Source organism: Peribacillus sp. NPDC097264 (assembly GCF_050277925.1).
Lineage (GTDB): Bacteria > Bacillota > Bacilli > Bacillales > DSM-1321 > Peribacillus.
On record NZ_JBNNSR010000001.1, the window covers coordinates 516,882 to 532,704 of the forward strand.

Below are 15,823 nucleotides of genomic sequence, written 5' to 3' on the forward strand. Positions count from 1 at the left end.
ACCTATTTAACTGAACCTGTACGTTGTTCTTTCTTCTTATGTTGAGATTGTTGCTCTTCCTTTGAATTCCGGCGTTTAAAGTCGGAAATCAGCTTGTAATAGGCGTTGGCCATCATCCAAACGCTTTCTCTTTCATCTTCAAAAAAGTCGATATTGTACCCATCAAAGTTTTGATTGAGTGTTTTCAAGTAATCCTTCAGTACAATTGAACCCCCACCTACGAAGTAGCAAATCTCCGTCTGCGAATTTTTTTTCCAAACATTGCGAAGATGACGATATTGTTTTTTTGCAAGCTCCCCTAAAATGCGGTCGACAATATCATGCACACTTGTCCGACTTCCGCGGACCATTATATGGTTCCGGTCGTTCTTTTTCGTGATAATCTCCACCACGTCACGTCTGCTGTCCAATTCGACACCATGTTTCTTCCTGATTTCCTCACGAATTGATTCGAGTGCTTCAGCCACACCAAGGTTAAACCCTTGTGCTTTATCATCATCCACTTTACGGTTCTTAATGACCGCGATATCTGTCGAAAGTCCGCCGATATCTTGAATAAGAATTCTTTTGTCGATCAGCTCACGGTTAATGATGTTCAAATCATTGTCCATTACTAGATTGATATAAGCTGCAAACCCTTCAGGATAGACCTTCACTTCATCAAATTTAATGTTCACTTTCAATCCCTGATATTTAGGCGTGATTAAAAATTCCACTTGGTGAACCGAACCCACTAATTTCGAGCGATATCCGACATCTTTCCCTTCCTTCACTTCACGGAGCGGAAGGCCCGTACCCAACGTATAGTTCGCTTCGACGACATTATTAACCTTTTTGAAGTGATCATTGTTCCCCTGTTTAGCCGCATCCAATGCCAGTGCCGCAAAAAGCATGATCAACGTTTGGTCTTCTTCCGATTTACTGCTGCCTAAATCCAATTCTGTGGGATTATCACTTTTTGTCGCTAAATTCCCAACACGGTAAATAGCATTATTATCTTGAAGTGCTGGTGAGTGCACTCTTATATGAATTCCATCCAATGGACTATTCTCATCCAGTTCCTCTATCCCGATGACCGGCCGGTCCTCAATATCTTTTGCAATGACATTCGGTATATATAGTTCAGACTCTAGTTTTCCAAAAATAGCTTTGATAGCATCATTACCTACATCTACTGCTGCGATTCTAGAACTCATCTTAAAACATCCCCTTTTTTAAAAAATGCCAGACAGTGTACTTTAATAAGAATAGAAAAAAATACCATAATAGTCAATGATTCGATAGATATACCTTTTCCTAAAATATGTATTCATTTTGTATACATTAGTAACAAGTGTGTACACACCTTGTATATAGCCATGTATACGTGTTTGTAAACATGTTTACTATATTGTTTACAAACTATCTTATTTTGTTTACATGTATACATTTTTGTATACAATGCAAACCATTTCCTTTTTATAACATCCATCTACCAAAAAGAGGATAAAAAGCTAGGTGAAAGGGAATGGTAATAAACGGAAACCATTCCTAAACGTCTGGAGGAATTTAAAAATGACTGAAAAAAATACAGAACTCCCACAGTATCCTGAACCCTTCTGGAGAAGTACATTGACTTTTCCTTCATTCCCCAAGGTAGAAGAAGATATTAAAACAGATGTCTTGATTGTTGGGGGCGGGATCACAGGCATAACTTCCGCTTATCTATTAGCCAAGCAAGGAGTTCAAGTCACACTCATTGAGGCGAGCGAGATCCTAAACGGAACCACAGGACATACAACAGCCAAGATTACCGCCCAGCATGGACTGGTTTATGACAAGCTAATTGCAGCGCATGGCGAGGAAAAGGCAAAACTATACTATGAAGCAAATACTGAAGCAATGAATTTAATCAAGGAATTGGTCGAGGAACATTCTATAGAATGTAATTTATCTAAACAAGATGCTTATGTGTATGCAAATACTGAAGAATATGTTAGTAAGATTCAAAAAGAATTGAGGGCCTATCGTAAACTCGGTATTCCCGGTGATTATACCGACACTATACCCTTCTCCATTCCATGCAAAGCCGCGGTAATCATGAAGGACCAGGCACAGTTCCATCCATTGAAATATTTACTGGGACTTACCTCCCCCATTCTGGATGGTGGCGGGAAAATCTTTGAACATACGACAGCCATGAAGATTGAAGATGGAGAGAATCCGACCGTTCTGACTGAGGATGGTCATAAAATTAAATGCAACCATGTCATCGTCGCTTCTCATTTTCCTTTTAATGATGAGATGGGTTTATACTTTGCACGGGTCCATGTAAAAAGATCCTATGTCCTTGGCATTAGGATGAAACAGGAATATCCGGGAGGCATGTTTTATAGCGCGGATAGCCCTTCCCGTTCCCTTCGCTATACGGAAAACGACAATGGTGAAAAGCTGATTCTTGTAGGCGGAGAAGGGCATAAAACCGGGCAAGGTATATCCACAATAAACCATTATGAGGCTTTACAGGATTTTGGCTCCCACTATTTCAAAGTGGAGGACATCCCTTACCGTTGGTCGGCTCAGGATATCGTGACGCCTGATGACCTGCCATTCGTTGGCCCGGCAACCCCCAATCATCCCCGGGTGCTCATTGCAACCGGTTATGCAAAATGGGGCATGACAAATGGAACCATTGCCGCAAAAATCTTGACTGACCGCATTTTACAAAAGGATAACCGATATGCGGACTTGTATGATCCCGCCAGATTAGATGGAATGAAAAACATGGTGAAAGATAATGCGGATGTCGCGAAGCATATGATTCAGGGCAAGCTTTCCATCCTTCATAAAAAGCCAGACGACCTAGGATTGGATGAAGGGGCCATTGTCAAAGTGAATGGGGATAAGGCTGGGTGTTACCGAGATAAAGAAGGTCAACTATTCATCGTGGACTCGACATGTACCCATATGGGATGTGAAGTCGCGTGGAACAGTGGGGATAGGACTTGGGATTGTCCGTGCCATGGCTCACGTTACTCTATTACTGGAGAAGTTATGGAAGGTCCTGCAGTCGAGCCCCTCAAGAAAATTCGGTAATAACGGATACCTAGCGTACATTGCCCTATTATTCTCGACTATAACAACTGTTTTCCTTATACTGAAGGGACTGCAGTAACTTGCAAATACCTCTAAAAGGGATTGAAGTAAAATGAACGGTAAAAACCGAAAAGATATCACTCCAGGAACCTCTGTAGACATTGTACTGAAAGCAGATCAACGAAGCGGAAAACTAACAAGTGGTACAGTAAAGGACATCTTAACAAACTCTAGCAGTCACCCACATGGAATAAAAGTACGGTTGACAGACGGCCAAGTTGGCAGGGTCCAGGTCATTCATAAATAACATGCACTCGGTTTGAAACCGAGTGTTTTTTTATATCCTTATTCTTTCGATCAATCCTTCAACAAAAGGGAGCATGTTTTCCCTTACGGTCCCGTACAATAGGATAAACTCACTTTTATAAAAGGTTGGTGTCTTATGAATCAGGAATTTAGCACCCCCAATCGAAATTATCTTGATAACCCTCACGCTTTAAAGGTGTCCGGCTCTGAGACGCTTCAGGCTGCCCCTGATCAGGCGACCATTACCCTGGGGGTCATAACAGAGGATGAGGACCCCCGGAAGGCTCAACAAGCCAATTCACAAAGCATTGCACGAGTCATTGCTGGACTGAAGTCCATTGGCATTTCCGAAGATCAATTGAAAACGAGTGAATATAGGATTGACCCGCAATATGATTATGTTGGTGGAAAAGAACAGTTTAAAAATTATAAGGTCCATTATATAATCCAAGTCCAAACAACTGAGATTGAGGCCATTGGCATCATAATTGACACGGCTGTCAGCAATGGGGCCAATTCCATCTCCAATATCCGTTTTTCCTTGTCCACTCCAGAGGTCTATTACAATCAAGCCCTTTCACTAGCTTTAAAGAATGCTTATGAAAAAGCACTCTCCATGGCGAGAACGATAGGAGTTACCTTGAACCCCATTCCCACTCTCGTTGAAGAAATGTCGGAAACGACTCCTCCTGTTCTTTTCCAAACCAGTTCCTACACCAAAGCAGCCACTACCCCCATCCAACCTGGTGAATTGAACATTACCGCTACAGTAAGAGTGGAATATACTTACTAAGTTGCCGGTTTCCAAAGTAAAACCCTCTATTGGCAAGGCTACTTGCCAATAGAGGGTTTTTGTTTTTAAAAGACGACTGTTTTGTTTTCATGAACAAGAACGCGGTCTTCCAAATGCCACTTCACAGCATGAGCAAGTACCCTGCGTTCTGCAGAACGACCAATTTTCTTCATCTCTTCTGCAGAGTCACGGTGATCGACACGTTCTATGTCCTGCTCGATGATGGGACCTTCATCTAAATCATTTGTCACATAGTGGGATGTTGCCCCTATCAACTTAACACCGCGGGTATATGCGCGTTCATAAGGTCGAGCCCCTATGAATGCAGGTAGGAATGAATGATGGATGTTGATGATTTTATTCGGATGGGCTGCCACGAAATCGGGTGTCAAAATCTGCATATATCGAGCCAATACGATTAAATCAATCTTAAAGTCCTCCAGCAATTTAAGCTGCTGCGCTTCCACTTCTTTACGAATCTCTTTATTTGCCGGAATATAATAAAAAGGAATATTCATGGATTCGACAATTTCCCTAGTATCTTCATGATTACTGATGACCATCGCTATATCTGCCAGTAGATTGCCGCTTTGCCACTCCCATAACAACTCAAGTAGACAATGTGGTTCTTTCGAAACGAAAATCGCCGTCCTCTTTAAATCACTAACGTAATTGAACGTCCATTGCATGGAAAACTTTTCTGAAATTTCTTGAAAATCTTTTTCCATGTCTCCTGATTTCGCTTTTAAGTTGGGGCAATCAAATTCAATTCTAGTAAAAAAAGTCCCGCCATTTGGATTCATGGAATACTGACTCAATTCAACAATATTCGCTTCATATTCTTTTAAAAAAGCCGTTACCGTTGCGACTATGCCTGGTTGATCCGGACATTTTATTATCAAACGTCCTCTATCTTCATTTTTTTCACGGTATGCCTGTAATTGCTCTTGCACAAAGTTGTTCACCATTATCCCAACTGCCCTTCGTCTTTTTGGCTCTATTATACTTTATTTCGTCAGCAATGTTAAAGTCAGTCCATTACTCCCCGATTAATAAGCACGATAATCCTTGTCTGAAACCTGCACTGATTTCAACACCCACTCCGGATTGGAAGGTAATACATCCCCGTATACCGGTTTTTTTATTATTTCTTCGGCGGTTTCCACTTGCGTACCGTTTTAATAAGGGGGATTTTTTTCGATTGGATTTTCAATGACTTGATAGACGCCCAGCTATCCAGTGACTTGAACATAACGGGAAATGTAGAAGAAGTAAATGCAAAGTCCCAGAACCTTTAAGAATTGCATAGTAAAAGAGATTAAAAGAGAAGAGTCGGCCTGATTAAGGACGATTTTTTTTGATATTTGGACATTTTGGGACGTTCTTCCCAAAATTGGAGGTTATGACAGAAGACATGTTGGGTATAAAACACTTTATCAGTACCTAAAAGGGGGATTAGAAATAATCATGAAATTATCAGTAAAATTCATTCTTGCATTATTGGTCATTCTTGGTCTCATGTCCGGCTGTGCTGAGAAGGATCAGCTTGAAGATGGTAGTAAGCTGATTAATGAGGATCAGTTTATCTTCGCTTCCTCAGGTGAATTCAAACCATTCAGCTATGTCAATGATGACATGACTGTAACTGGATTTGATGTCGAGGTGGGAACGGCCATTGCCAAAGAATTAGGACTTGAAGCAGTTCCTAAGCGAATAAAATTCAAAGGAATTGTTGAAGGGGTCAAGACTGGTCGGGCAGATGCAGCTGTTGCCAGTCATACCATCAATGAACAGCGTAGTAAACACGTTTCCTTCTCTACTCCCTATTACTACTCTGGTCCTCAAATCTTTGTGCGCCCTGATAGTGATATCGAGACAATCGAGGATTTAAAAGGAAAAGAGGTAGCCGCGTCTAAAGGTTCTACATACGCAAACACCGCTGAAGAATATACAACCAATGTAAAAACCTATGATAGCGACATCACGGCCCTTAAAGCGTTGAGCGGGGGGCGTCATGATGCTGTCATAACGGATTTTGTCACCGGAAAAGAAGCCGTGAAAGAAGGCTTTGAAATTGAAGGACGACAATTGATTGAACGGAGTGAGCAGGCGATTGTACTGCCACAAGATAACCCTGAGTTGCTCGCACGTGTCAATGCAGCACTCGACAATCTCCGTGAAGACGGAACGCTTGCTGAAATCAGCAAAAAGTACTTTGGTGAAGATATCACGACCAAACCTGAATAAAGATAGATAGAAAGGGAGTTGTTCCATTGCCAAGTTTTTCACATTTCTTTGATACATTATTTAGCTCTTCGGATGTGTTCATCCGAGCCATGCTCCTCACCTTGGAGCTTACTGTCGTATCCATTTTAGTGGGGACCGTCATCGGATTACTTTTTGCACTCTTAAAAATTTCTAATATTAAGATCCTCGCATGGATTTCAGATGCTTATGTATTCCTAGTCCGGGGTACACCATTGATCGTACAAATATTCATCCTTTACTTTGGTATTAGTAACATCTTCCTGCTTCCTGATTTTTGGGCAGCATCTCTTGCACTCGCCTTCCATAACGGTGCTTATATTTCGGAAATACTTCGTGGAACGATTCAATCCATCGACAAAGGACAGGTGGAAGCTGGTCGCTCGCTAGGAATGAGCAAGTCTCTCACATTAAGAAGAATCATCCTGCCACAGGCTTTCCGCCGTGCACTGCCACCACTAGGCAATCAATTCATCATCGGCCTTAAGGATTCCTCATTAGCCGCATTCATCTCAATGAATGAGCTCTTTAACGTTGCCACTACGTTAGGATCTAATAACTTTGATGAAATGACTTACCTTCTGATTGTAGCCGTCTATTACTTGATACTTGTAGCAATCTTAACCATAGCCGTCAATGCATTCGAAAAGAAACTGTCCATTAGCGATCGATAGGGGGAAATGAACATGGAACAAAAAGAAATGATTCGCATAAGAAACTTGAATAAATCATATGGAGATCTTCATGTGCTTAAGGATATCGATATGAAGGTGCTGGATAGCGATGTAGTCTGCCTGATAGGCCCTAGTGGCTCTGGTAAAAGTACATTGCTCCGTTGCTTGAACTATTTAGAGAAAAAGGACAGTGGACAGATCCTGATCGAGGGAACAGAGATTCAGCCTGGAAAACATGATATTAATAAGATTCGGGAAAAAGTGGGCATGGTTTTTCAGCATTTTTACCTTTTCCCACATATGACAGTGCTTGAGAATATTATAGAAGCACCTACTCACGTCAAGATGGTCCCTAAGGCCCAAGCCATTAAGGAAGCAAAAGAGTTATTGGTTAAAGTGGGACTCTCGGATAAAGCGGATGTCTACCCAAGCAAACTATCGGGTGGGCAAAAACAACGGGTTGCCATAGCTCGGGCACTAGCCATGAAACCGGATATCCTACTCTTTGACGAACCCACTTCCGCTCTCGACCCGGAACTTGTCGGTGAAGTGTTAGCGACAATGAAGGAACTGGCCATTGAAGGCATGACAATGGTCGTCGTGACCCATGAGATGAGCTTTGCCCGTGAAGTAGGAGACTGGATTGTCTTCATGCACAACGGACGTGTGATAGAAAGCGGCCCACCTACGGAATTTTTCTCCAATCCAAAAGAAGAACGGACGAAGGAATTTTTACAAACGACTGTATTTTAAATGACACCATCCGAAGCAATGCAGAGAAACTCTGCATTGCTTCTTTTCTGAACAATACTAGTTATATAGATTTATCAGTTGCCACCAAAGTTTCAGGGATATATTCTTCCCAAATGTGCAAACTAAATACTAGATGAATTGTTTCAGAATATATCCTCACTCCCCCCATTCCGGCTCGAACATGGAAAAATGTCTGTATTTATGGTATATATACAGGTAAAATTAAAAGAAGTATATAAATGAAAGAGGTCGAATTCTGTTGGAACATAACTCTTCAAACTTTATTAAAAATATTATAAACGATGATCTAGAGTCCGGAAAACATAATCATATCGTCACCCGTTTCCCTCCTGAGCCAAATGGTTACTTACACATCGGGCACGCAAAATCCATCATACTGAATTTTGGTGTGGCTGATGAATTCAATGGGAAAACGAACCTGCGTTTCGATGACACGAATCCATTGAAGGAAGATATTGAGTATGTCAATTCCATCAAGGAAGATGTCAAATGGCTTGGTTATGACTGGGATAACCTTTTCTTTGCTTCCGATTACTTTGATAAGATGTATCAAAAGGCTGTATTGCTAATCACTAAAGGTCTAGCCTATGTGGATGACCTAAATGCAGACCAAATCCGTGAATATCGTGGAACATTAACGGAACCTGGAAAAGATAGCCCTTACCGCAATAGAACGGTTGAGGAAAACCTTGAGCTATTTGAAAAGATGCGTAACGGCGAATTTGAGAATGGCCAAAAGGTATTGCGTGCAAAAATCGATATGAGCTCGCCAAATATTAACCTGCGGGATCCTGTTATTTACCGTATTTCCCATACGGAACACCACAATACAGGAGATAAATGGTGCATCTATCCGATGTATGCATTTGCTCACCCAATTGAGGATGCCATTGAAGGCGTCACTCATTCCATCTGTACGTTGGAGTTTGAAGATCAACGTCCGCTTTATGACTGGATCGTTGATAATTGTGAAATGGAAAGCAAACCACAACAATATGAATTTGGCCGTTTAAACCTGACGAATACGGTGATGAGCAAGCGTAAATTGAAACAGCTTGTCGATGAGAAATTTGTCGACGGCTGGGATGATCCACGTATGCCTACCATCTCCGGTTTACGGAGACGGGGATATACACCGGAAGCGATTCGTGCTTTCTGCCAGGAAATAGGTGTTGCTAAAACGAGTGGTGTCGTCGATTCCCAAATGCTTGATCACTTTGTCCGTGAGGATTTGAAGCTGAAGGCTCCACGTACCATGGGTGTTTTAAAGCCACTTAAAGTCGTCATCACCAACTATCCAGAAGGTGAAGTTGAAATGCTTGAAGCTGAAATCAATCCCGAAGTACCTGAGATGGGTACTCGACAAATTCCATTTTCACGTGAAATATACATCGAGCAAGATGATTTCATGGAGAATCCACCGAAAAAGTACTTCCGTCTTTTCCCGGGTAATGAAGTCCGTTTGAAACACGCTTATTTCATTAAATGCGAAGACGTGATAAAAGATGAGGCTGGAAATGTCATTGAGCTTCATTGCACATATGATGTTGAAACAAAGAGCGGATCTGGTTTCACCGGCCGTAAGGTGAAAGGGACACTTCACTGGGTCGAAGCTACACAAGCTATTTCAGCAGAATTCCGTAACTTCCAACCTTTAATCTTGGATAATGAGCAAAATGAAGAAGAAGAAAAATCATTTTTAGAGCGGGTTAACCCTGATTCCATAGAAGTCTTACAAGGATTTGTTGAGCCTAATATGAAAGACGTCAAGCCACAGGATAAATTCCAGTTTTTCAGACATGGCTATTACAATGTCGATCCTAAACTTACGTCATCCGATCAGCTCGTCTTCAATCAAATCGTTAGCTTGAAGAGTTCATTTAAATTATAGGCTTTGTTAAAGTTTATTGTTGATTATGTATTCAAAGAAAAACAGAACTTCCATAAGCTTGGAAGTTCCGTTTGTTTTATTGTCTTATTGAACTAACGCCCCCGTTAGTTGAAGATGAACATCTAGCTTTTCCCTAACGAAAAACCATCAAACAACCGTCCTCCAAAGGGGTGTAAGACATAATCAACTAATTGTATAACTTGATTTTTGTTACCTGTCTTATAAAAAATATCAAAAGCCTCTACAAATTGATTTGAAAACCGTTCATCAAAATTTCTTAATGAACGAAGTATCCATTTTGATGCACCAATCCATTGACGGTTTGTTCTCAAAACGAATTCGCTTAATAATTCAGCAAGTGTATTAGCGATAAATAGTTCTTCTGCTCTATTAGAACAACCTATAAAATCATCTAGTGCATCCGTAATAAAATATCGCTTTGTATTTATAGTTTCTTTTGACCATTCTTTTGGTCCGTTACTTAATATATCCATTGCCTCTTTTTTTATGGAATCAATTACTCCATCATCTTTTAAGATTGTTCCTTCTGAAACCATCCTTGGCATTGAAGGTCTCGCTCTTTCATAATCCATTTCAAAAAATTGTTTATAAGAGGTTAAGTTATGCACAAAGACCTCAATTGCCCAACCATATTGTATTAATGACTCTCTGTAAGATGAACTAAGGTTATTATCGAAAATAACAATATCTAGGTCAGATGTTTCTGTTGCTTCGCCCCGAACAACACTCCCTGCTAATAAAGCTCCTTGACAATTGGGAAAATGCTCATTAATAAATTGATGTGCTGCTTCGATAGGGATTAACTTATTCAAATTTCTCATTGGTTTCACCTCTAATTAAACAAATTCTTTATATTGGTTCTACATTAAAGAGAAAAATACCTTTAAAAATTCCATACCTTCTTCCGCTAAACTGCCCCGTTAGTTGATTAAAGAGATACCCTTAAACAGTAAACTTAGATAATCTAAGTGTATCATACGTTTCTATATTTGGAATTAAATTCCCTTTTATTATCATATCGTTAACCGTAACTTCATTTCTCTGATGATGGATGCTTTCTAATACTTGAAACCACGCAAGGTAATTGTTCAGATATTTGGTCGCCACTCCGTTAAAACGTTGTATCCAACCTTTCAGTCTTCGGTGGTAGTTGTTGACATTTTGGATGTGATATAGACCCTTGGTGCGAATTTTACCGTCAGACTTAAACTGGTAAATGGATATATCCTTTTCGGCGGCATAGGTTTTAAAGGCACGCCAAGCATCGGTGCATAACACATTCTCGCTGGAAAGTTTATAACCGATGGCTTTGTCTAATTGTTCTTTGGTTAAACGTCCCATACCTAACGTCTGTGAGAAGGTCACTTTGTCACGGTCTCTTGCGACCAGGACGCATACCTGTTCGTTACTTATGCCACGTTTCTTTGCGGAACCGCCCCGTTTGCGTGGCTTTCTATTTTTAATCTTCCTTTGCCCTTTTTCTGAGTAAAGGAAATAAGTCTCGTCCATTTCAACGATACCTTGGAATTTTGAGACCTCAAGTTGTCTTAATGCTGTTAGGAACTTGTGCCTCCAATAAAATAATGTGACGTGAGTGACGTTACCAATCAACTCTGCTGATTTACGAAGCGAATAACCTTCTATCATACATTCTATAAACTTTATCCAACGATTGAGGTGACGGGTTCGATATAATGCCGTATTGGTGAGGTCAGTGAAAGTTTTTTTACAAGCCTTACAGCGATAACGTTGTTTCTTTATTTCTTCACCACCTACGATAGTAGAATATTTTCCAAATCGTACAATGTGGTCAGACTCACAATCGGGACACCGATAGCCATTCCTATTTTTACGTTCCGAGATTTCTTCCAGTACCGTTCCTGTGGATGACGAAGCAGTAAGAGCATCGATTAAATATTCCCGTAATCGATGTTTTTCCGCTGGATTCAGTTTTTGAATGGCTTTAAGTATATCCGTTGTTCTCACAGTCATCACCAACTTATATTTGATGACTCCATTATAGAACGTTTGTTCGTTATAAGCAAATATCAACATTTAACTTTAACAGAGCCAAATTATAAAAACTAATGAAAAGGACCAAATTCCATAATGGAGTTTGGTCCTTTTCATATGCTTATGAATTATCTTGCATCTTCCATCCCTCAACAACATCACTCCATTTGAAATAGCAATAATAGGTCTCCGTATCCTTCCTCTTCCATTTCATTTCTAGGGATGAACCGAAGTGCAGCCGAATTGATGCAATAACGAGTTCCCTTGGGGGCAGGACCATCCGAAAACACATGTCCTAGATGGGAATCGCCTTCCCTGCTCCGCACCTCAGTACGGGTAGATCGATAGCTTACGTCAATCTTTTCATGAACACTGGCAGACATGATCGGCTTTGTAAAGCTTGGCCATCCACATCCACTATCATACTTATTCCTGGAGCTGAATAGGGGCTCTCCAGAAACGACATCCACATAGATGCCTTCTTTAAAGTGATCCCAGTACTCATTGTCAAAAGGTGGCTCTGTCCCATTTTCCTGTGTAACGAAAAATTGCCTCTCAGTCAAGATTTCCTTAAGGTGGGATTGATCCTTAGGCCAGTTTTCTTTTAAGAAAGCATCGCGGCCTGAACCCTTACGATACAAGGCGTACCTAAATTGATTCTTTTTATGGAAATCCTGGTGATATTCCTCAGCAGGATGAAACTCCATGGCCGGTAAAATATCCGTTACGATGGGGTCATCGAACAGATTATTCTCCATTATTTCTTTCTTGGACTCCTCGGCTTCTAATCGTTGACGATCATTATGATAAAATATCGCAGATTTATATTGATTACCCCTATCAGAAAATTGTCCACCAACATCGGTAGGGTCAATCTGCTGCCAGAATATCCGAAGTAAATCTTTATAAGAAATGAGGCGAGGATCAAACACAAGCTGAACCGCTTCTACATGATCGGTCTGACCCGAAGTTACCTGCTTGTAACGTGGGTTCGGTACCTTTCCGCCCGTATACCCCGAAGTCACCTCAATCATTCCATCCATCTCATCAAAGGGAGCTACCATACACCAAAAGCATCCCCCTGCAAAGGTCGCGATCTCTCTATCATTCACTGTCACACTTGGCACCCTTTCCTACTATTTACTTTGTTATATTATTACATACCCAAACAACAAACTAACTCTTTCATTTCATGCCATTCTATAAAAAGAGGCACTTAGGAATCAACCTAAGTGCCTTACATAATCATTTATTATAGCCTGGAACCTATTAAAGGATGACACTGACGATGATGGCTGATAGAATGCTGACAAGCGTCGCACCATAAAGTAACTTCAAGCCAAATCGTGCCACAACGTTCCCTTGCTTTTCATTTAGTCCTTTAACTGCACCAGCGATAATCCCGATTGATGAGAAGTTTGCAAAAGATACCAAGAACACCGATACAATACCTAAAGTTCTCTCACTGAATCCAGCATCCGCTAAGCTCAACATGGCAACGAATTCATTCGTCACTAATTTAGTGGCCATGATTCCACCAGCAGATACAATTTCAGATGCCGGAACACCCATGATGAAGGCAAATGGAGCAAAGATATATCCTAGGATTTCTTGGAAGCTAATACCTAGAATCAAGTCGAATAAGCTGTTTATACCAGCGATTAATGCGACAAAACCAATTAACATGGCAGCAACAGTTATCGCCACTTTGAATCCATCCATGATATATTCTCCGAGCATCTCGAAGAAGGATTGCTTTTCTGCCCCTTCTTCAACAGCGAGAATATCTTCTTCCTCGGAAACTGTATATGGATTGATGATAGAAGCGATAATAAATCCACCAAACATGTTAATAACAATGGCTGTCACCACATACCTTGGCTCAACCATAGTCATGTAAGCTCCTACAATCGACATGGATACAGTGGACATGGCCGATGCACAAAGCGTGTACATACGTGAAGGCGGTATGGCACCCAGCTGTTTCTTCAAAGTAATGAATACTTCTGATTGACCAACGATAGCCGAAGCAACCGCATTATAGGATTCAAGCTTACCCATCCCATTTATTTTACTGATTAGTAAACCAATCCACTTCATAATGAATGGAAGGATTCTTAAATACTGTAAAATACCAATTAAGGCGGATATAAAGACAATCGGAAGAAGAACATTTAAAAAGAACGGTGATGCGCCTTCATTGACGATTCCGCCGAAGACGAATGTTACCCCTTCATTGGCCCATTTCAAAAGCATTCCAAATGCGTCAGCAATAGCATTGATGATGACAAGACCAAACTTCGTATTTAATAATATATACGTCAAGATAAGCTGAATCAGGATCATTATGATGATTGGTTTAACTTTGATTTTCTTACGGTCACTGCTCACTAATACAGCAAGTCCAAAAACGACGATCAGCCCTAAAATTGCTATCAGAAATTTCATTATGCGGCCTCCACTTAGGTGAATTTAATTTATTTTAACTGGTACCTTAAAAGAATTATGCAAGCGTTTTCTCTTTTAGCCAAAATACCTTGTCCGTACCTCTTCAATTTTATATACTATACTAATATTTTTTGTAGTGCAATTAATTTTTTTCTATAAGCACAATACAATATTTGGTAACTGACAAACCCATTTTATTAAAAGTTTCCCCAACTGGTTTCTCTATATCCACATCTAACGAAACAGCAACGATCAAAAAAAACTTAGGGTTAAAAAAGACCCTTAACTTTCCCTTAAGATAAAAGGGGAAATTAGAGCCTATCTTTTTATTTATATCTTTGGTTTTTTTGGAAAGGTAATTTCGAAACGCGTGCGTTTTCTCTCTTCACTCGTCACTTTAATAATCCCTTGATGCATTTGGACAATCCACTTGGCAATAGAGAGACCAAGTCCTGACCCTTCGTTTAAGGAACGGGCTTGTTCCACTTGATAAAATCGATCAAAGATTTTCGATATTTCCTCTTGAGGAATCCCTTTTCCATCATCTTCTACAGAAAGAATGATGGACGAAGCGCTCTTGACGCAGGATATCGAAATTTCCCCGCCTTTTTCCGTAAACTTCAATGCATTATCGACTAATATCACCAGTAATTGATGAATTCTTTCTTTATCCCCGAAAAACTCAACTTGTTCCGGGACTATGCTAACCATTGTTTTATCCTGAAAAGAAGCTATATCAATATACTGTTCAACAATCTCGCTAATGACTTCATCTAAGAAAAACCTCCCTTTTGTAACCTCCATTTGATTGGAATCCGTTCGAGTCAAGGTTAAAAGGCTTGTAACTAACTTATTCAAACGTCGCACTTCTTTAGAAATAATCGATATATCGACCGCTTTTTCTTCGATTGTCGCGGAAGGTGATTGAAACAACAAATCGGCTCTCGATTGAATGACAGCAAGCGGTGTCCTGATTTCATGCGAAGCATCGGAAACGAACTGCTGCTGTTGCTCCCATGATTTTTTTATCGGGATGAGGGCCCTCCCCGCCAAAAGGTAACCAGCTCCAATGGCCAAAAGGCTTCCAATTCCTCCACCCATGAGCAATATGAGCAATAAGCGATTGAGCATAGCTTTTTCCGAATCTACATTCCGAATGAATTGCCACGTCATTTGTCCGTATTCTGTTTCTACCTGTGTGGAAACCGCTCGATACGTAGCACCATCGACGGAAATTTCTTCAATCTCATCAAACGTTTTCGGGAAAAACTCCGGTTCATTGACCTTGAAGAAATTGTTTTCGTTCAACCTCGGCTCAATGATTGTTTCATTCGGACCCCAAACAATCACACTTGGACCTGGACCTAACTGAAATTCACCTGGGGGGCGAATCCCCCCTGGCATGCCCCCAATCCTTTGATCACGCAAGGAATCATTCACTTCTTTATAAATCTGACTTTCTGTATAGAAATAAATCGTTCTGCTTAATATGGCAATAAGAACTATGAAGACGATTGAATTTAATAGTGTCAACTGAAGCCTCGTTTTTTGAAACATGCTACC

Annotated in this window: 14 protein-coding genes; 7 read left to right on the plus strand and 7 right to left on the minus strand. The window is 40.6% G+C overall.

Annotated features, from left to right (window positions below; translation table 11 throughout):
• Positions 1 to 2 precede the first annotated feature (2 nt).
• Positions 3 to 1,196, minus strand: a complete 1,194-nt coding sequence (locus ACQKL0_RS02485) for a ParM/StbA family protein (RefSeq protein WP_427686001.1) — start codon at positions 1,194 to 1,196, stop codon at positions 3 to 5.
• A gap of 358 nt (positions 1,197 to 1,554) precedes the next feature.
• On the opposite strand from ACQKL0_RS02485, the gene ACQKL0_RS02490 reads away from it, so the two are divergent.
• From ACQKL0_RS02490 to ACQKL0_RS02500, 3 genes are all read left to right on the plus strand, one after another.
• Positions 1,555 to 3,075: an FAD-dependent oxidoreductase gene (locus ACQKL0_RS02490; protein WP_402991171.1), complete on the plus strand. Its 1,521-nt coding sequence runs from the start codon at positions 1,555 to 1,557 to the stop codon at positions 3,073 to 3,075.
• A gap of 112 nt (positions 3,076 to 3,187) precedes the next feature.
• Positions 3,188 to 3,382, plus strand: a complete 195-nt coding sequence (locus tag ACQKL0_RS02495) for a YwbE family protein (RefSeq protein WP_057914066.1) — start codon at positions 3,188 to 3,190, stop codon at positions 3,380 to 3,382.
• A gap of 135 nt (positions 3,383 to 3,517) precedes the next feature.
• Positions 3,518 to 4,174, plus strand: a complete 657-nt coding sequence (locus tag ACQKL0_RS02500; RefSeq protein ID WP_402991168.1) for an SIMPL domain-containing protein — start codon at positions 3,518 to 3,520, stop codon at positions 4,172 to 4,174.
• Positions 4,175 to 4,239: 65 nt separating this feature from the next.
• On the opposite strand, the gene purU is transcribed toward ACQKL0_RS02500, so the two are convergent.
• The gene (gene purU / locus ACQKL0_RS02505) at positions 4,240 to 5,142 is read right to left on the minus strand and encodes a formyltetrahydrofolate deformylase (RefSeq protein WP_402870082.1); all 903 of its coding nucleotides are present in this window, start codon (positions 5,140 to 5,142) and stop codon (positions 4,240 to 4,242) included.
• Between the two features lie 499 nt (positions 5,143 to 5,641).
• Between purU and ACQKL0_RS02510 the strand changes: the two genes are divergently transcribed.
• The 4 genes from ACQKL0_RS02510 (at position 5,642) to ACQKL0_RS02525 (ending at position 9,778) form a co-directional block, all read left to right on the plus strand.
• Positions 5,642 to 6,421 carry a transporter substrate-binding domain-containing protein gene (locus ACQKL0_RS02510; RefSeq protein ID WP_402870080.1) on the plus strand — a complete coding sequence of 260 codons (780 nt, stop codon included), beginning with the start codon at positions 5,642 to 5,644 and terminating at the stop codon, positions 6,419 to 6,421.
• A gap of 26 nt (positions 6,422 to 6,447) precedes the next feature.
• The gene (locus tag ACQKL0_RS02515; RefSeq protein ID WP_402870078.1) at positions 6,448 to 7,113 is read left to right on the plus strand and encodes an amino acid ABC transporter permease; all 666 of its coding nucleotides are present in this window, start codon (positions 6,448 to 6,450) and stop codon (positions 7,111 to 7,113) included.
• A 12-nt stretch (positions 7,114 to 7,125) separates the two neighbouring features.
• A complete protein-coding gene (locus ACQKL0_RS02520) occupies positions 7,126 to 7,866 on the plus strand; it encodes an amino acid ABC transporter ATP-binding protein (protein ID WP_427686003.1) in 741 nt (246 codons plus the stop codon).
• A 259-nt stretch (positions 7,867 to 8,125) separates the two neighbouring features.
• The gene (locus ACQKL0_RS02525; protein ID WP_402870072.1) at positions 8,126 to 9,778 is read left to right on the plus strand and encodes a glutamine--tRNA ligase/YqeY domain fusion protein; all 1,653 of its coding nucleotides are present in this window, start codon (positions 8,126 to 8,128) and stop codon (positions 9,776 to 9,778) included.
• A gap of 122 nt (positions 9,779 to 9,900) precedes the next feature.
• On the opposite strand, the gene ACQKL0_RS02530 is transcribed toward ACQKL0_RS02525, so the two are convergent.
• The 5 genes from ACQKL0_RS02530 to ACQKL0_RS02550 all read right to left on the minus strand — a co-directional run bounded on the left by ACQKL0_RS02530 (position 9,901) and on the right by ACQKL0_RS02550 (position 15,817).
• Positions 9,901 to 10,620, minus strand: a complete 720-nt coding sequence (locus ACQKL0_RS02530; protein WP_427686005.1) for a nucleotidyltransferase domain-containing protein — start codon at positions 10,618 to 10,620, stop codon at positions 9,901 to 9,903.
• Between the two features lie 121 nt (positions 10,621 to 10,741).
• Positions 10,742 to 11,791 (minus strand): IS1595 family transposase, encoded by a 1,050-nt coding sequence (locus ACQKL0_RS02535; RefSeq protein WP_427686057.1) that lies wholly within the window; start codon positions 11,789 to 11,791, stop codon positions 10,742 to 10,744.
• A 179-nt stretch (positions 11,792 to 11,970) separates the two neighbouring features.
• Positions 11,971 to 12,930: a peptide-methionine (R)-S-oxide reductase MsrB gene (gene msrB / locus ACQKL0_RS02540; RefSeq protein WP_427686007.1), complete on the minus strand. Its 960-nt coding sequence runs from the start codon at positions 12,928 to 12,930 to the stop codon at positions 11,971 to 11,973.
• Positions 12,931 to 13,081: 151 nt separating this feature from the next.
• Positions 13,082 to 14,260, minus strand: a complete 1,179-nt coding sequence (locus ACQKL0_RS02545) for a NupC/NupG family nucleoside CNT transporter (RefSeq protein WP_402870067.1) — start codon at positions 14,258 to 14,260, stop codon at positions 13,082 to 13,084.
• Between the two features lie 330 nt (positions 14,261 to 14,590).
• Positions 14,591 to 15,817 (minus strand): sensor histidine kinase, encoded by a 1,227-nt coding sequence (locus tag ACQKL0_RS02550; protein ID WP_427686008.1) that lies wholly within the window; start codon positions 15,815 to 15,817, stop codon positions 14,591 to 14,593.
• Between the last annotated feature and the right edge of the window lie 6 nt (positions 15,818 to 15,823).